This is a genomic window from Methanosarcina sp. 1.H.A.2.2, assembly GCF_000979975.1.
Taxonomy (GTDB): domain Archaea; phylum Halobacteriota; class Methanosarcinia; order Methanosarcinales; family Methanosarcinaceae; genus Methanosarcina.
Window position 1 is genome coordinate 20,790 of the sequence record NZ_JJQL01000066.1, and the last position, 16,906, is coordinate 37,695.

At 42.3% G+C, this 16,906-nt stretch carries 14 protein-coding genes and 1 pseudogene; 5 read left to right on the plus strand and 10 right to left on the minus strand.

The features are described from left to right. Positions 1–29: 29 nt before the first annotated feature. Positions 30–1,958, minus strand: coding sequence for a TIGR04279 domain-containing protein (locus EO93_RS10105; RefSeq protein ID WP_235284196.1), 1,929 nt, complete (start codon positions 1,956–1,958; stop codon positions 30–32). Positions 1,959–2,055: 97 nt separating this feature from the next. Continuing rightward, a complete protein-coding gene (locus tag EO93_RS10110; RefSeq protein WP_235283305.1) occupies positions 2,056–2,934 on the minus strand; it encodes a hypothetical protein in 879 nt (292 codons plus the stop codon). A gap of 680 nt (positions 2,935–3,614) precedes the next feature. Between EO93_RS10110 and EO93_RS10115 the strand changes: the two genes are divergently transcribed. Continuing rightward, positions 3,615–3,812 carry a hypothetical protein gene (locus EO93_RS10115; RefSeq protein WP_235284197.1) on the plus strand — a complete coding sequence of 66 codons (198 nt, stop codon included), beginning with the start codon at positions 3,615–3,617 and terminating at the stop codon, positions 3,810–3,812. Between the two features lie 395 nt (positions 3,813–4,207). Next, positions 4,208–4,642: pseudogene (locus tag EO93_RS10120) on the plus strand (RNA-guided endonuclease TnpB family protein); the annotation flags it as partial. 343 nt (positions 4,643–4,985) lie between these two features. On the opposite strand, the gene EO93_RS10125 reads toward EO93_RS10120, so the two are convergent. Then, positions 4,986–5,897 carry a hypothetical protein gene (locus EO93_RS10125; protein WP_235284198.1) on the minus strand — a complete coding sequence of 304 codons (912 nt, stop codon included), beginning with the start codon at positions 5,895–5,897 and terminating at the stop codon, positions 4,986–4,988. A gap of 536 nt (positions 5,898–6,433) precedes the next feature. After that, the gene (locus EO93_RS18480) at positions 6,434–6,559 is read right to left on the minus strand and encodes a hypothetical protein (RefSeq protein ID WP_255350217.1); all 126 of its coding nucleotides are present in this window, start codon (positions 6,557–6,559) and stop codon (positions 6,434–6,436) included. Here EO93_RS18480 and EO93_RS10130 point away from each other — a divergent pair. After that, the gene (locus EO93_RS10130; protein ID WP_235284199.1) at positions 6,558–6,755 is read left to right on the plus strand and encodes a hypothetical protein; all 198 of its coding nucleotides are present in this window, start codon (positions 6,558–6,560) and stop codon (positions 6,753–6,755) included. The two genes, EO93_RS18480 and EO93_RS10130, sit on opposite strands and share 2 nt — an antisense overlap. Positions 6,756–7,647: 892 nt before the next feature. Here EO93_RS10130 and EO93_RS10135 read toward each other — a convergent pair. The 5 genes from EO93_RS10135 to EO93_RS10150 all read right to left on the minus strand — a co-directional run bounded on the left by EO93_RS10135 (position 7,648) and on the right by EO93_RS10150 (position 12,790). Then, entirely contained in the window at positions 7,648–8,844 is a 1,197-nt protein-coding gene (locus EO93_RS10135) for a TIGR04279 domain-containing protein (protein WP_235284200.1), read from the minus strand. Positions 8,845–8,942: 98 nt separating this feature from the next. Next, positions 8,943–9,701 carry a hypothetical protein gene (locus EO93_RS10140; RefSeq protein WP_235284201.1) on the minus strand — a complete coding sequence of 253 codons (759 nt, stop codon included), beginning with the start codon at positions 9,699–9,701 and terminating at the stop codon, positions 8,943–8,945. A 454-nt stretch (positions 9,702–10,155) separates the two neighbouring features. Beyond that, positions 10,156–11,367, minus strand: a complete 1,212-nt coding sequence (locus EO93_RS10145) for a CPBP family intramembrane glutamic endopeptidase (protein ID WP_235284202.1) — start codon at positions 11,365–11,367, stop codon at positions 10,156–10,158. Between the two features lie 373 nt (positions 11,368–11,740). Next, on the minus strand, positions 11,741–11,872 hold the full coding sequence (locus tag EO93_RS18485; protein WP_255350218.1) for a hypothetical protein: 132 nt from the start codon (positions 11,870–11,872) through the stop codon (positions 11,741–11,743). Between the two features lie 30 nt (positions 11,873–11,902). After that, entirely contained in the window at positions 11,903–12,790 is an 888-nt protein-coding gene (locus EO93_RS10150; RefSeq protein ID WP_048162416.1) for a DUF1616 domain-containing protein, read from the minus strand. Between the two features lie 1,063 nt (positions 12,791–13,853). On the opposite strand from EO93_RS10150, the gene EO93_RS10160 reads away from it, so the two are divergent. Further along, on the plus strand, positions 13,854–14,825 hold the full coding sequence (locus EO93_RS10160; protein ID WP_048162420.1) for a glycosyltransferase family 2 protein: 972 nt from the start codon (positions 13,854–13,856) through the stop codon (positions 14,823–14,825). A 698-nt stretch (positions 14,826–15,523) separates the two neighbouring features. Here the strand turns inward: EO93_RS10160 and EO93_RS18490 are convergent. Continuing rightward, on the minus strand, positions 15,524–15,652 hold the full coding sequence (locus EO93_RS18490) for a hypothetical protein (RefSeq protein ID WP_255350219.1): 129 nt from the start codon (positions 15,650–15,652) through the stop codon (positions 15,524–15,526). A gap of 260 nt (positions 15,653–15,912) precedes the next feature. On the opposite strand from EO93_RS18490, the gene EO93_RS10165 reads away from it, so the two are divergent. Further along, a complete protein-coding gene (locus EO93_RS10165) occupies positions 15,913–16,884 on the plus strand; it encodes a glycosyltransferase family 2 protein (protein WP_048162422.1) in 972 nt (323 codons plus the stop codon). Positions 16,885–16,906: the final 22 nt, after the last annotated feature.

Here is a 16,906-nt window from a genome sequence, read left to right on the forward strand (position 1 = left end):
AATCTCCAGTTACTCTTCAGAATCTCCAGTTACTCTTCAGAATCTTCATCTCCATCTTCATTGTTCTGGTCTATTTTCTTCTTTATAATTGTCCCCGTCAGAACGATTACAAGGAAACCTATAAAGAAACTGGCAATTCTTAATCCAGTTTTTCCGTTTTCTTTAGAAGACATCTCAGATTCCATAACTGACCCTGAATTGTCTTGTTGCCCTGCATCTGAAGTTGACTGACCCTCAGTGTCTCCTGTTTTTTCTCCAATCTCAAGGATATTCTTGCTGGCTGTAATTGCAAATGGGGAAAAGCCCGGAGTTTCAGCTTCAAAATAGAGATACTCATCATCTTCGTCTACTTTGTCCGTTTTAAGGGAGTCCCATTGATCTCCGTTGAAATGCTGAAGGGTTATTGCATCCGTGTTAATGTGGTTTTCAGTTATCCATTCCTTGCTTACCCTGAAGCCCACAATGGCGTTTTCAATGTTGTTTGAATTTGCAAAGCCGCCGTTTCCTACCCAGATATTAAGGTGTTTGTAGATCTCTCCTTCAGGCTCGGTGGGAGTAAGTGGGGATTTTCCTTTCAGTTCCTCAATAATGGCTGTTATCTTGCCTGCGGTTTTTTTGGCGCCAAACTCCACATAACCGACAGAGGTAGCTCCCTTTGTGAACTCAAACTTTATCCTGTGGCCATTTGAGACAAACTGCTGGCAGAGCTCTTTTGACTTGACATTTTTCGCAGGTTCAGGGGAACCTCCTGCTCCTCCGTTGCCTCCTCCGTTGCCTCCTTTTCCTCCGTTGTTTTCTCCTGAATTGCCGCCACCGTTTGAATTTCCTTTTGATTTAATCTCGATTGCCATCTGGGAGAGCCCTACCAGTCCCTTTTCGGGGGTATATGCGCCCACAAGGAGGTAATAGCAGCCTACAGGCAGATCGAATGCGGTAAGTGACAGTTTTTTCTGACCAGATTCCCCTATTGCTATGGCTCCATTTCCTTCCCCTATAAGGGTCTGGATTTCTTTCTGAAGCTCGTTCCTGGTCAGTTTAGACCTGTAGTTTGAGGAGGTTATGTCAAATTCATCAATAAGGTCCAGATCGTTTACTATTACTGAAGTTCCGTCCCTGGTGCCATCGGAGTTGATTTCTATGTTTGCTTTGTATGCCTGTTCCTTTATGAGGACTGCTCCGTAGGTGCAGGTGTTTTCGTTGGTAGCTCCTGTTATGCTTATGTCCAGTTCATCCCCTTTTTTTATACTTGAAGGGGAGGAGACGCACAGTTCAGATTCCACAACCACAAAAACTGTTGAAGAAAGGACTGTCATGCTTCCGTCATCATTTTGCTGAACCATAACTATGCAGTACTGGCCTGCACCAAGGCATCCAAGGTCATAGTCTGATAAATCGCCGCAATCTCCGAGTTGAGTAGAATACTTTTCATATTCTCCATCAACGCTGTCCTGGAAAAGGGTGTTTAAATTTTCGATATCTCCTGCCTGGAAGGCATCAAGAAGCCCGTATGCACAGTCCGAGGTCACTTTGAACAGGTAGATATCTACGTTTTCTCTTTCAAGATCGGTCTCTCCGTGGAAAGACATGCTCACATCTTCATCAGGGAGGTAAACGGGGAGGGTGGTATAAGAATCAGTTGAAGGGTATGTTATCGTATAACTTTCTTTTTCTCCCTTATTTAAGGTCCCGGAAGCCCCGCTATATTCTACATATTTAGGGCCGTTATAAGTGAGTTTTATCGGCTGAGGAAGTTGGACTCTTCTACCTTCATTTGGGCATCCCATTGTGATCCAGTTCCCTTCGGCCGGGTCGCTTGTATGGCTCTGGAAGTAAACCACTTTATCGGTAAAGTTTATGTTGCCGAGCTGGTTTACATCTGTTTTTCCACCCCCCGCCATTGCCGGTGCAGAGGTTAATATGAATATCGTTAGTATAAGTATCAATAGACTTTTTCTCAATTTACATTCCTCCATATTCCCATTGAATCTGTTTGATTCATCAGTTTCAGGATAGCAAATTGTTTGCATGCTATGGGCTGAAATTCCTATTTTTGCTTCATTTTCTTTTTGAATACATGATAAGGATTAGAACGGCTGCTCCCATTCCTCCCAGCATATAAGCTGTATCTACAGACAGTCCTGTATTTTCAGCAGCTTTGGGCCCCTGAGTTTCTATATCTAAAACAGATGTTTCATTTCCGTTTTCAGGGGGCTGGGCTGGATTTAAGCTGTCTTCAGTATCTTCTGTTTCCCCGGTCTCTTCTACGGGTTCAGGTTCTGTTTCCTCTGAAGGGGCTGGAGTCACAGCTGGGATCTTCCCCTGCTGAACGGTTACTTTTTTCTTGATGCCCCCGACACTTATTTCAAAGTCTCCCGGAGGAACGGCTTTTGTATTATAAGAATAACTGAAATCACCATCCGAATCAGCTTGTATCTGCTGGACAGCTGTGATTTTCAGGGTCACAGTTGAGGCTCCTCCTCTGGTATCCCCATCCATCTTTATCTGGTAGGTTCCCGGAGGGACACTTGACTGCGTCACAGTTGCAGTGTTTCCGGAAGCTTCTGAACTTTTAGTCACCCAGATTAGCATTTTTACCCTGACATTGAGGTTTTTGGCTTCGCTGGCCTGGACTGTGAAGCGGTTTTTGAAACCGTCAGGGATTTTCACGCCTTCCAATATGTACTCGTACTCCCCTCCGGATACCGGAACGGCCTTCTCAAAAGTTACCTGTACTTCGATTTCCTCTTCCGGAGATGCACTCCCTTTAATTCGAAGGGTATCTCCAAGAACGGGGTTTTCGGGGGATAAATCCCAGCTGTTAACTGCTGCAGTTGCAGGTGAGATTGTAAGTAAAGCCAGAATAAGAACCGAAAGGGAGAGGATTATAAAGGCAGATGTTTTTCGCCTTTTAGGGGGATGAATGAATTTTTTCATGGGATTTACTCCTTTTCAAACAAGGACATACTACTTATTTTTATTATGTGTCTATTTAAATTTTTGTGATAACCAGGTCAAAATTATACATTTATAATAATGCTAAGGACCTATCATTCTATAGATTTTTACCGTGAATTTTATATAAATTTCTATTGATAGTGAGTTAAATTCTCTGGATTTCAATTATATGATTTTCTATTCTGTTTGTTTTTTAATAGTATATCCTGAGTTCTACCGACTCCCCAATTTTTTAAATTAACATGACTGCATACTTCCGATTTTCACTTCCTATTCTTTTTTTGGCAAACGCTTTAGTAATGTTATTTGATGTTTATATCCTTTTCTCGCATTTATTCTATAAGCTTCTCAACATTCTTATCTCATAACCTTCTGTATGAAACTCTATATCCTTCTTTAGGTGCTGATTCTTCTCTGTATTCTTCTCCCTCTGTGAGGTTCTGGTCTATGTGGCTATACTACTACTCTACTATATTTTATATCTCAATCGTTTAATATCTCAGGAAACTTTTTTATAGTATGCACTCTTCCTATATGACTAATTTCACAAAATCTTGAGTATATCTAAGTTATTATTTATGGGAGGTATCTGTATTCTATTAAGCATAATTTCATCAAGTGCAATTTCATCGAGCGCAATTTCCTCGAGTGCAATTTCCATGGTTACAAGTCCCGGGCTCCCTCAGTATGGTGCAGCGGTAGTTGTCGGGCTGATTGCCCTTCTTTCTTTAAAGGAGGTCCTTTCGGCATCCGAGCACTGGAACAAGGCCCTTAACAGTTCTTTTAACCTGGCAATCCTACCTTTGCTCTTCTGTTTTATTTCAATTGTTACTTTCAAGGTTGTAGAGATTATTTAATTTCGGATTTTCCGAATACTCATTTTTCTCTTTTTCTAATGTTGTGAGGGTCCTCCTAAATCAGTGTGTAACGGGTCCAGTATACTTATTTTACTCGATTTTTTAGAGGAAATAGGATTTCCTAAGTTTAATTCATGCGTCTTCGGTTAAGTGAAGAATCGTGATAAATTGCCTCCACTTCCACAGCATTTGTCAAATATTTGATTCAATTGGAGGCCGGAACAAGGTATCGATTTCATGTAATTATGCCAAAACTTAAGGCTGGCTTCCAGTACAAAATCGATAGCTTTAGGGCAAGAAAATTCTTTAACCGATGACCAATGAAGTTTAATTCAAAGAATACTCCTATCCAGTCTTTTCCTGTTCCTCGACACTACTTTGTAGACTTTGAAGTCTCTAAAAACAGAGAAAATGCAAAACAAAGACTTGCTACACTCTATGTGAAAGTAAGCAATCAGAGGAATGTTCCCAGCACAAACTTTTTTTAGGCTTGTTAACGAGAACCAAGCATCAGTTATTGAAACTCTGAATGTTAAAGGCATGATTAAGAACCACCAGTTAGCCCCGGCTATAAGTGATTCTGCATGGAGCAGCTTTGTAACAAAGTTAGAATACTAAGGCTGAATGGTTTGGAAAAATTATCCTGAGAATAGGGCAGTTTAAACTATCTTCTAAGCTTTGCAGTGTTTGTGGCTACCACAATTCTAATCAACTTTAAAAATAGAGAATGGGAATGTCCTGATTGTAACACAAAGCATGATAGAGACCTTAATGCTACTATCAATATCAATAAATTAGCTCTCATAGATCAAAATCTAATTGGAATATAACACCTGCGGAACTCGGGGAAGAGCCTGGGACTTGTGAACAAAAGTTAAAGGAATGAACCATGAATCCCGTTAAATCTTTAGATTTAGCGGGTAGTTCACAATCGTTCGTATGAGGGGGCCTCGAAAAAAGCTGACAATTTTCGAAATTCCCTGTTTTCACTCCCAACTATCTATTCTTCCTTACAGAGATTGCAAACAGGACGAAACTGGAAGTTTCAGCTTTATAAGAAGAAGCGTAAAACCCCCAGTTAGTCGGGGGTAGTTTTCACAGTAAATATATTCCTCATCTTCGCCTACCTGTCTGGTCAGAAGAATATTCTACTTTTTGTCGCTGTTTTTTACTTCATTTCCTTTTTGAATATAAAAAAAGGATGACACATGCTATTCCAAATCCTCCCAGCATAAAGGCTATGTTGATAAATGACTCGGGGTTTTGAGAGCTTTCGGGGTCTTGAGTATCTCCGGAAAGTTTAGTTTCCTCTTCTCCTATATTTTCCTCTGGAGTTGAGGCAGCTTCGGGGGTGCGTGTCTCTTCCAGGGGTTCTGATGGGGTAGGTTCTGGATCAGACACAATCTCCGGGGAAGAAGATGAGGACGAGGAAGATGAGGATGAAGACGAGGATCTGCCTGAATCACTTTCAGACTCAAGAGTTACTGTTTTTGTGATGCCTCCTACATTAATTTCAAAGTCTCCCACAGGAACTGCTTTTGTGCTGTAGGAGTAACTGAAATCTCCTTCTGAGTCAGCCTTTATTCCCTGGACAGCTGTGATCTTCAGGTCCACAGTTGAAGCTCCTTCTGCGGCATTTCCGTCAATCTTTATTATGTAGGTTCCTGGTGGGACACTTGACTGGGATACGGTTGCAGTGTTTCCGGAGGCGTCTGCGCTTTTCGTTATCCATACAGTCATTTTTACTCTCACATTCAGGTTTTTGGCCCCCGTAGCTTCGACCGTAAAGCTGTTGTCAAACCCGTCGGGGATCTTCACGTCTTCAAGAATATATTCAAACTCCCCTCCCGAAACCGGGACCGTTTTTTCAAAGTTTACAAGCACATCGATTTCTTCTTCTGGGGATGCACTCCCGTCTAAACTGAGAGTGTCTCCGATGACAGGTCTTTCAGGGGATAATTCCCAGTCGCTAATGGATGCAGCTGCAGGAGAAATCATCAGTAAAGCCAAAATCAGAACTGAAAGAGAGGTGGTTATAAAAACCAGTTCTTTTCTCTTTTTATGGGAATTAATGAGTTTTTGCATAAAAATTACTCCTTTTTCAAAGGGTATAACTCAGGTTCGTTTTGTGTATATCTCTATTAAAGGTTCGTCGCAAGTTTTGTAATATGAAATAATAGGACGATTAATTAGACCTGATTATTATTATTAATGTCTGTATTGAAAATATTATATCAAGTTTTATTCCTAATTTACTTCTATTAAAGCTTTCTTGTATTTGGGATTATTTTACCCTAATTTGGCAGAACCATACATTTTATAATGTATGAATGGGTTTTATGATTCGGTTTTCATCACACAATTCAAAGTTCGAGCTTGTGTTTTTTGACTTTTGACATTTTTCATTTTTCTTTTCCACTTTATGCCGCTACAGTGTGTTTTTTTTGTGATGGAATACGGTATTAGTTAGTAGGATCTGTCAAACCTGGTTTTAATATTTTGAAGCCCCAGATACATCTAGTATCATCCTTAATTTTTTTCATTAATGTGCTATTCCAATCATCTGATACAAAAAGAAAAGTTTTTTATAGTATTTTGTCCTTCTTCCACTAAATCTAATATTATCTTAGTGGGTTTGATTGATTCTTTACAGGAGGTTTTATTATACTTTTAAGCATTATCTCATCGAGCGCAATCTCTTCGAGTGCTATTTCGTCGAGTGCGATTTCGTCGAGTGCGATTTCCATGATTACAAGTCCTGGGCTTCCTCAGTATGGAGCTGCGGTAGTTGTTGGGCTCATAGCACTTCTTTCTTTAAAGGAGGTCCTTTCCGCGTCTGAAAAGTGGAGCAAAACTCTTAATAGTTCCTTTAACCTGGCAATTCTGCCTTTGCTCTTCTGTTTTGTTTCGATTGTCGCTTTCAAGGTTATAGAGATTGTTTGATTCCGGCTTTTCCGGAATTCTCTCCCCTTTTTCCACAGTTGCAGGCTTCTACTAGTTTTTACTCTTTATTTTTATCTTTTATCCCCGGTTTTTTTTTCTGTAAAACCTCTGCTATCGAGCCAGGTTTCCAGGGACGGTTTCAGATTTTCTGCCTTATTGGACGTTTTTGGCACCAGAGAAAGAGAATACATATCCTGGAAAGGATTGCTTTGTTGATGGTAGATTCAAAATGTGTGCCGGAAAACTTCAGGAAATTTAGAATAACTTGTTTAAGATTAATTATAAATACTACTACTGTACCCTGCTTTCGGCAGGTCGACATTGGAATTTAGAACATTTTTCCTGATGCCTTTTTAGAACCTTGGCTAACTATATGTTATGTTAAAAGCTGGTTAACGTGTGTCTCAACCCCATGACACATATAAACACTGGGCCATTTTTTGTTAAAGTTTAGTATGAGAAATTATGTTTGGGCCATATGTAAACCTAACAACTATACACAATTATGGAGCATTATTTCAAAATCAACATCAATAGAAATTATCAAAAATTAAATGTCGGCCAGCCGAATGTAAGCTGTACCCAATGAGTGCCTTCAAAAGGCTGAAAAATTATTAGATTATTTGTGGCGAAAGTATCACAAGGTTCTCAGGGGTTTCCTGCTGAGGGTTTATGAAGTCCCATTCTTTTTACTCAATTCACTAACAATATCCAGCATATTACTTCAAATTTTCAGCAGATTTTCAAGACTTCCGAAGGCTCGAGAGAATTGATCTAAAGAAATGTAAATTAAAACAGAACTTTCTTCAAAAATAGAATTAAAACAGAAGACAGACAGTCTCCTGTTTTTTCCTGGTTATCATCTCTCATCTCATTTCTTCATGTTACCCTTTTATTTAATTTCGACATCGAGCTGGGTAAGCCCTGCAAGCCCCTCTTCCGGGCTATATGCTCCCACAAAGAGGTAGTAGTCTCCTACAGGCAGGTCAAAAGCGGTAATTGACAGTGCTTCCTGGCCGGCCTCTCCTACTGCTATGGCTCCGTTGCCTTCTCCTATCAGGGTCTGGATTTCTGTCTGGAGTTCGTTTCTGGTAAGTTTTGACCTGTAATTTGAGGAATTGATGTCAAATTCATCAATAAGGTCCACTTCATTTACTATTATGGAAGTCCCATTCTTTGTGCCATCAGAATTGATTTCTATGTTTGCCTTGTATGCCTGGCCCCTTATCAGTGCCGCCACATAGGTACAGTTACTCTTGTCTGGGGCACCCACAAGGTCCCTGATGCTTATATCAAGGTCATCTCCTTTTACTATACTTGAAGGGGCATCTACACAGAGTTCATATTCAGTGACCACAAAGGCTGTTGCAGAAAGGGCTGTCAGGCTGCAGTCTTCATTTTCCTGCATCATGACTATGCAGTACTCGCCTGCATCGAGAGGCCCAAGGTCATAATCTAATAAGTCGCCGTTATTTCCGAGTTCGGCACAGTATTTTTCATACTCCCCTTCCTCTATATTGCAGTGGAAGAGGTTGTCAAGGTTTCCTATGTCTCCTGCCTTAAAGGCATCAAAGAGGCCGGATGCACAGTCCGAGTTCACTTTAATGAGGTAAATTTCCACATCTCCTTCCAGGCCGTTTTCCCCATGGAAAGACATGGTCACGTTTTCCCCTGGCAGGTAAATGGGATGGGTGGTATAGGAAGCAGAAGTTGAAGGATAGGTTATGGTGTAGTTTTCATCTTCGGCTTTGAACAGGGTCGCGGAAACTCCTCCATACTCCTTATATTTCGGGCCTGAGTATGTGAGATTTATTGGTTGGGGGAGCTGAACCCTTGTTTCATTGTCGGGGTTCCCCAGAGTAATCCAGTTCCCTTCGTCAGGGTCGCTTGTATGGTTCAGGAAATAAACCACTCGGTCGGTGAAATTTATAGCGCCAATTGGGTTTACATCTGTTTTTGCATCTGTTTTTTCATCATTTTTTACATCTATTATTCCACCCTCTGCCATTGCCAGGACAGAGGTTAATACGAATGCTGTTACTATGAGTATCAATAAACCCTTTTTCAAGGTCAATAAATTCTTTCTCAAATTACATACCTCCATTTTACTCATTGAATCTTTTAGATTCTCCAGTTTCAGGATCGCAGGATTTTCATGCCATATTGAGTGAAATTACTGGCTTTATTTCACTTCCTTCTTGAATACATAATGAGGATAATAATTAACACTCCAAATCCTCCCACTATATGGGACATCTTAAATTTGGAGGGTGCAGTTTTCGTTTCAATCTCAGGGGGAGAGGAAGACGAGTCCCCTTCTGAGGCATTCTCAGACGTCAGGGTTACTGTTTTTGTGATACCTCCCACATTTATTTCAAAGTCTCCCGGTGGGACGGCTTTTGTGCTGTAGGAGTAACTGAAGTCCCCTTCTGAGTCAGCCTCTATTCCCTGGAGGGCTGTGATCTTCAGGTCCACGGTTGAAGCCCCCTCTGCGGCATCCCCGTCAATCTTTATTCTATAGGTTCCTGGTGGGACACTTGACTGGGATACGGTTGCAGTGTTTCCGGACGCATCTGCGCTTTTAGTCACCCAGATTATCATTTTGACCCTTATATTCAGGTTTTTGGACCCTGTGGCCTGGACTGTAAATCGATTATCAAACCCACTGGGGATCTCCACGCCTTCCAGAATATATTCATACTCTCCCTCAGAGACCGGGATGGTTTGTGCAAAGTTTACGAGCACATCGATTTTTTCTCCCGGCGATGCACTTCCTTCTATACTGAGAGTGTCTCCCAATGCCGGATTTTCAGAGGATAATTCCCAGTTGCTCACAGATGCAGCTGCAGGAGAAATTGCAAGTAAAGTTAAAATTAGAATTGCGAATGAGATCTTTTTAATAATCAGTTCTTTTTTCCTTTTACAGGAAGTAATTGTTTTTTGCACGGGAATTACTCCTTCTTCAAATTAAGGACATAGTTCAGGTATATTTTGTGTATGTATTTCTTAAGTTTGTAGAAAACTCCTGGATTTGTGGACCTTTAAATTTTTGAAACCTTTGATACACATAGTTTTCATCTATATTTCATTCATATATTTAATTATGATTTAAATAACATTATTTTATGCTTATATCTCTTTCTTTTTTTCCGCACGTTTTATTTAATATTTTTAATGCTTGAAACCTCTCAATACCAAAATTGCACAGACATCTGCGAAAATTCAGTTTCTCGCTCTTTTCCGGATTTTCCGGATTTTTCAGGCGTCTCTGAAGGCAGAGGGAAAGGGAAGAAATCCCGGAGAAAAGATAAGCTGCAGAGATTTGGACACTGGAGAATAGGGACGAAAAAAGAGTAAAATTAGAAATTGAGGTCGTTGGACGAAGGTAAATTCTGGGGGTTCAGAAAAAGGTCCAGCTACTCAGGTGGATGGGAAGGACTCCAAAAAGGAAAACATTGACGAAGCCGTGGAGAGTCGCAATAAAGGGCAGACTTTTTGTTTTATAAAAGGCGAAGCCCATGATGAACCCTACAAAACCGGTGTAGAGGATTTCATTGAAAGTGCCGTAACCTGAGTGCATGAGTCCGAACAGGAAACTTGAAATTAACAGGGCTTCCCTTGAACTGAGTGCCTGCTCCAACCTCGTCTGGAGGATCGACCTGAATATAAGTTCCTCTACGAGGCCCACGAAGAAGACCATGATAAGGGTAAGTTTAAGGAGGTTTTCAAAAGAAAGGTCAGGGATCAGGGCTCCTGTCTGGATGGTCAAGTATTCTCCAAGCCCCAGCAGGAAGCCCAGGGGAATCGATAGGAGAATGTAAGCCGTGATATGCTTTAAGGTAACTCCCATCTGTTCGAGGGGCTGCCGCTGGTGAATTGCTATAACTAGTACAGGGATTGCCAGGGGGCCATAGATGAAGATAAAGGTATAGAGAGTTGTATTGAAAAAGATCGGCATGGAAAGGTTTACGAGCCTCAGGACGGGAAGGAGCATCAGAGCCTGGTGAATTTTGTTGATCTCGGGTTCCTTTATGACTATATTGGAAAGAGAAAGTGCAATCACGGTTCCTATGTGCAGCCAGACAGCTGCTCCCATCCTGCCTGAAAAGATAAGGAGTTCGGCAAAGGTTATGCTCAGGACAGGGACTGCGGTAAAGAGCTTGAGTTTTCTGGCTTCGAGTTTTTCCTGGTCAGTTTCTTCAGATTCTTCAGGCCTGGCTGTTTTCCAGATTTTTAGTGGAGGGAGATCTTTCAGGGGGTTTTTTATAATTACGGGATTTCCCGAAGTCATGCGTAAATATGCGAGAAGAATCAGAACTGCTGCTCCTATTCCCCCTACCGTATAGACAATGTCTACATACTGTTCGATTTTCTGGAGTGGTTCGGGATCTTCATGTGAGTTTAAAATAACTCCGGAATCTCCTGTTTCTTCCGGGGCTTCGGCGCTTATATGCTCTGAAACGGGCCCCGTCTCTGGAGAAGGTGATAAATTCAGGTTGCTACTTGATGCGGCTTCTGGAGAAATTGCCAGTAAAGCCAGAATCAGAACTGAGACGATAATTAGAATATTCAGTTCTTTTTGACTTTTATGAGATTTAATTAATTTTTGCACTGAAATTACTCCTCTTTCAAATCGGGGCGGGTTCAGATCTATTCGGTGTATCTCTTATTAAAGGTTTTTTACTGGTTTTTTATTATAAAAATATCAGAGATGCCATGCAGCTCTCATATTATACACGTTTTTATTGTAAATATTATATAAAGTTTCGTAGACAGTAAACCCCCTTAAATAGCGAGCTTTAACTTTTGTGAACTCAATGGCTACTGAAAAAGGGGAGGTCTTTATAAATATTCACTGACCTCCGTTCCGAGTTAAATACTGAAATCCAAAAGCAAAAAAGTTCACAAATCCACAGGACCAGTGCAAACGTATTTCACTCATATGGCCCTCTGCCCAGCTTCTCCGACTGACCGGACATGGGGGCTCAGTCAGGATGATTGAGTTTTTTCAGCAGGAAGCCCTGGAATGCAGGCAGTAAAGCTTGAAAAGGCAGCCGGCATTTAATCTTTAAGGCTGCCAGCCTGAGGATTCCGGGGACCTTTGTTTCCGAAGTCACGCTTTTGCAGGCTCCGGGACTTTTACACCCTCAGCCATCTGTTGAATTTACATTTATCCAGAGGTGGAGGTCCCTGTAGGGCGTGTTTTTGTCGGTCTCGTTGAAGAGCAGGAACTCAAGTTTCATATCCTTTCCTTCGACTGGAGGGGTGAGTGTTAGAGGTTCTTCCCAGGTCTCGTTATAAGCAAGTGTGACCTGCTGCAGATCTTCGGGCAGGGGCAGGGATTTGTTTTCAAGCCTTACTTCCATTGTATAATTTACTGGCCTGTATTCATGGTTTACGACCCCAACAATTACTGTCCCGCTCTCTCCGAGTGTGTAGTTTGTCGGGTAATTGTCAGCCATCCCTTCAGGTCCGAGGACGTAGAACTCTGTGAAGTGTTCCCCTTCTTTTGGGGTGACAACTACATAGAACAGAGTTGTAACAGAAAGGAGGATGGACAGGACCAGAATAACTGTGAGGGCCCTGTCGAGTCCAGGTTCAGGTTTTTCCAGGATTTCGGCTTTAAGCGCGAGTGCTGTTTCTCTGAAGGGCACCTCGAAAGCATCGGCTTCGGGAAGTCCTGCCCGCCTCAGGTATGCAAGCCCGCACATTGCAATGGTGAATATGGACAGGCTGATTAGAATTGGAAGAAGCCTTATCCCCCAGGGGGTGTAGTTAAGGCCGAGGCCAATCAGGGGCACGACTGCAATGCTCAGCCCGAAGGATAGGGCTGTCCTTTCGATCCCGTCAAGGTCGGATTTTGCAGGAAAGAGTGCCGCAATCAGGGCATACCCGGGCAGGAAAAGTACAAGGGGCAAGCCAAGTATATTGCGGAGCACAGTTTCACTTAATCCGGGCGTAAGTACAAAGAGATCGGTAAGGATCACAAGCCCAATAACGGTCAAGAGGTCTGATGGAACTTTTTTTCCGGTCATTAAGGTCATCCGGCGTATAATTTAAAAAATTATTATATTTCTCCAGTTTCTTTCAGGAGAGTAACTATCTTTTTCTCATACATTTTATTCTTTCGCTCTTTTTAGGGGTGTCTAGGACTAATCCCTGTCGTTTTAATGCGGGATGCCGTCGCCAACTCTTCCACAATGCGCTGATTGATGACGTTTTTGTGCTTTCCAACCTATACTCTATTGTCAAGTTTTGTTCTGGAAGCTGCAAATATGTCTGCGAATTTATTCGGGGGAGCTGTCACTTTTCCTCAAGCATTCGGTGTTTCCCTGATTAATTAGCTGGTATTATTCCTAAATGGCCGCAAATGGTATCTCGTGTTCTTTCTTTTCACGCGCTGTGCAAGGCTTGAGCCCGCCTGCGTACAGTAAATAAATAAGAAAGCATCAGCCGGGCTGGAATTTATAACATAAAAAGCTCAACCATGTAGCAGAGGACGACCTTTTGCTTAAACTTGCTTTATTTCAGAGTATGCTTTTCCCGTCAAGCCCGGGCAAACAGATTCAATTTGATTTTTTTCATATTCACCGGTTTCATTTTTTTCCCTCTCTTCTGCAGATGCGGCAAGTGGGAGATGGAGTTGAGTTGAGCTCTAAAGTTTCAGACCCCTTGAAATTAATTTCCTGGTATCCGGGAGAGCCTGCGGCACCAGAGCGCAGAATCTCGTGTTCTTATGATATTGTTTTTTTCGGAATCATTTTTTTATTTTTGATTACTTATACTTTTTATCTTCAGATTTCCTATGCTTTTTGCAGGCGCGTATCTCAATCATATAATGTTATATTTATCATACTAAAGACTCTACCGATATTATTATAACTCATTTATAATTCTGTCACAGTGTGGCTGTCAATATATTTATATATTCGTGCCCCAGATTCAAGTCTATAAAAAATTTAAGTGCATTTGGTATTCAAACCAACCTTTAAAAATTCAAACAATCAGGCCATCACTGGCATTAAGTGGCTTTTAGCCGCTATAATTTCTACTTAATAATACAAACTTCATAATATAAATTTCAAAGGGGTCATACAAATGAGTAACGAACTGCTTGTGGGCAACAGTACCCAGTACCTAACCCATAAAGAGAACCAACGTTTCAGGGGGATATCCTCTCAAAATATAACCGCTATCCTTCCGGCTTACAATGAAGAAGTCTCAATCGGAAGCCTGGTCCTTCTCACCAAACTTTATGTCGATAATGTAATCGTTGTCGATGACGGCAGCACTGACCGGACAGCTGACGTTGCCCGGAAAGCCGGAGCTGAAGTAGTGGCTCACAAAGCCAACAAAGGAAAAGCCGAAGCCCTCAAAACCGGCTTTAAAACTGCAGCCGACCTCGGCGCAGATATTATAGTTACAATGGATGCGAACGGCCAGCACAACCCTGCTGACATCCCCAGGCTCGTTGTCCCTATCATTAAAGGAAATGCCGAGATGGTAAACGGCAGCCGCTACCTTAACTATCCGGACAAAAACGCCCCCATCTACCGCCGCATCGGCCAGACCATGCAGGGCACCGCTGTAAAAATGAACTTTGACCTCAAGATTACTGACTCGCAGAGCGGGTTCCGTGCCTTTGCAGCCTCGACAAAAAACATCTTCCGGTTCAGCGGCAAAAAGATCGCCATAGAAAACGAAATGCTTGCCGATGCAGGCAGGTCAGGCGTCCGCATAACTGAAGTCGAGATCGGAGCCTTCAAGCCCTCCGAAACCTTAACCAGAAACCCGGTAAAGTACATCACCGGAGCCCTGAAGGCCGTGGGTGAGGATATGGAAGCCAACAGGCCCCTGTACTTCTACTCGGTGCCGGGCTTTGCCCTTGCAACATGCGGTTTCTATATGGGTTTCAAGTTCCTTGAAGACGTTTTCCTGGGCAGTGCAAGCCTTAACTTCGGGCACACCTTCCTTATGGTCTTCCTGTCCCTTGCAGGTGCATACATGACCCTCAGGGGAATTGTGGCGCATTCCATGGCAGGAGCTACCAGGCAGAGTGAGTCCATTTAATTATTTGCTTTCAGCCCCTCTTTTAAATTCTTTTCATCTATACCGGGGGGCTGAATTATTTTTTTGGGACTGAATTATTTTTTTAATGGCAATTTCTTGATTACCCTTCTTATTTTTCCAGGCATTTCTCTCCTTTCCGTCGAAAACAAACTTAACTTATTCATTTTTCAGGTATTCATCCTTCGCCTGGATAGTCTTATTTTTTCTTATTTTACCGCCACATAAAAATGCGGCAAGTGCCCTTCAGAGAGATTTGGCTCACAAGAGCCATACCAATGAGAAATATCTCTTGAGGATTTTTGAAGTCTCGCCTTTAGATGTGGCAAGGTAATTATAGGGGCGGATAATCATGTTTTTGGATTATCATTCTATTTTTTTCTCATGTTTCGATTTCTGCAATCCCTAAAACATAGTCCTTTTTCTACAACTGTTAGTTTAATCCTATAATATTATTTTTATTTAAACACTGGTTCTCCTCTTCTTATTATTTCTTCATTTATATTATATTTTGAGTTCAAATCAAAAAGTTTATATAGACCTCTCCCAAACAGTGTTTAAATAATTATACTCACCTACAAAATTTAAACCGTCATTATATCATTAAGATCACGAGACTAACAATTACTGTCTCAATTATCTATCTAAAAATTTTCCTCACCAACTTTCAAAGGAGGTTTTCAAAACGAGCGCTGGACAGTTTATGGGCAATAACGTTCAGCGCATAAACCCGAAAGTGCAAGCCTTAATTTCGGGCACACCTTCCTTATGGCCTTCCTGTCCCTTGCAGGTGCATACATGACCCTCAGGGGAATTGTGGCGCACTCCATGGCAGGAGTGACGGGGTAGATCGAGTCCGCTTAATTATCTGCTTCACTAAATAATAATTCATTAAAATAGGGGATAATTTACTCCAATAGCTATTCAGGTACACAAACCGGAGTATTCAAACAAATTTATTTGTTGGGTTTTATATTTTCGGTGCCTGAATAGTTATCACTCACGTTTGATATTCATCGTTTCCTTTATATATTGTCAATTCTCTTTAATTTCAGTCAATCTTCAAATCTATTATTCCGGGGTTAGTTGAATGAATAACGAACTGCTTCTGGGCAAGGGTGCCCAGCCAATAACAAAAAATGAGGAAAGTCAAGATGCGAGAGGCACACCCCCTCAAAACATAACCGTGGTCCTCCCCGCCTTCAACGAGGAAGTCTCCATCGGCAGCATAGTCCTCCTTACCAGGCACTACGCAGATCACGTAATCGTGGTCGATGACGGCAGCTCAGACCGCACCGCCGCAATCGCCAGGAACGCAGGAGCCCATGTGGTTGTGCATGAGGTTAACAAAGGCAAAGGAGCAGCCCTCAAGACCGGCTTTACAGCCGCAGCCGCCCTCGGAGCCGACGTTATTGTTACAATGGACTCCGACGGCCAGCACAACCCCGCTGAAATCCCCCTGCTGGTAGCCCCCATCATCGACGGCTACGCCGAGATGGTCAACGGCAGCCGCTACCTGAACCACCACGACAAAAACACCCCCATTTACCGCCGGATCGGGCAGACGGTCCTTGACACCGCCACAAACATGAACTCCGGCCTCAAGATCACAGATTCCCAGAGCGGTTTCCGCGCCTTTGCCGCCTCTACAAAAAACGTCTTCCGCTTCAATGCAAAAGGCATGGCAATAGAGAGTGAAATGCTTGCAGATGCAGGCAGGTCCGGCCTCCGCATAAAAGAAGTGGAAATCGGAGTCCGCTACGATGTCGACGGCTCAACCATAAGCCCGATAAAGCACGGTTTAGGTGTCCTTGTCATGGTCTTAAAGGACCTGGAGTTCAACAGGCCCCTTTACTACTTGACAGCCCCTGGCCTTGCTCTTGGAGCAGGAGGGCTGGTTATGGGTGCATATTTCTTGCAAGCCTTTGTTGCGGGAGGGAGCCTGAATTTTGGTCCGACAATGCTCATGATCCTGTTTATTATTGTAGGGACTTTTATGGCTCTTACAGGGATATTGTTGCATTCGATGTCTACAGTCCTGAGGGAAGCGAAGACGGCTTAAATTTTCACAAAAATGGTTCTGA

Bases quoted from the DNA above. Each gene is read 5' to 3' on its own strand.
- EO93_RS10165 (WP_048162422.1), top strand. From the start codon at position 15,913: ATGAATAACGAACTGCTTCTGGGCAAGGGTGCCCAGCCAATAACAAAA.
- EO93_RS10125 (WP_235284198.1), bottom strand. From the start codon at position 5,897: ATGCAAAAACTCATTAATTCCCATAAAAAGAGAAAAGAACTGGTTTTT.
- EO93_RS10160 (WP_048162420.1), top strand. From the start codon at position 13,854: ATGAGTAACGAACTGCTTGTGGGCAACAGTACCCAGTACCTAACCCAT.
- EO93_RS10130 (WP_235284199.1), top strand. From the start codon at position 6,558: ATGATTACAAGTCCTGGGCTTCCTCAGTATGGAGCTGCGGTAGTTGTT.
- EO93_RS18490 (WP_255350219.1), bottom strand. From the start codon at position 15,652: ATGGAGTGCGCCACAATTCCCCTGAGGGTCATGTATGCACCTGCAAGG.
- EO93_RS10115 (WP_235284197.1), top strand. From the start codon at position 3,615: ATGGTTACAAGTCCCGGGCTCCCTCAGTATGGTGCAGCGGTAGTTGTC.
- EO93_RS10150 (WP_048162416.1), bottom strand. From the start codon at position 12,790: ATGACCGGAAAAAAAGTTCCATCAGACCTCTTGACCGTTATTGGGCTT.
- EO93_RS10110 (WP_235283305.1), bottom strand. From the start codon at position 2,934: ATGAAAAAATTCATTCATCCCCCTAAAAGGCGAAAAACATCTGCCTTT.
- EO93_RS18480 (WP_255350217.1), bottom strand. From the start codon at position 6,559: ATGGAAATCGCACTCGACGAAATCGCACTCGACGAAATAGCACTCGAA.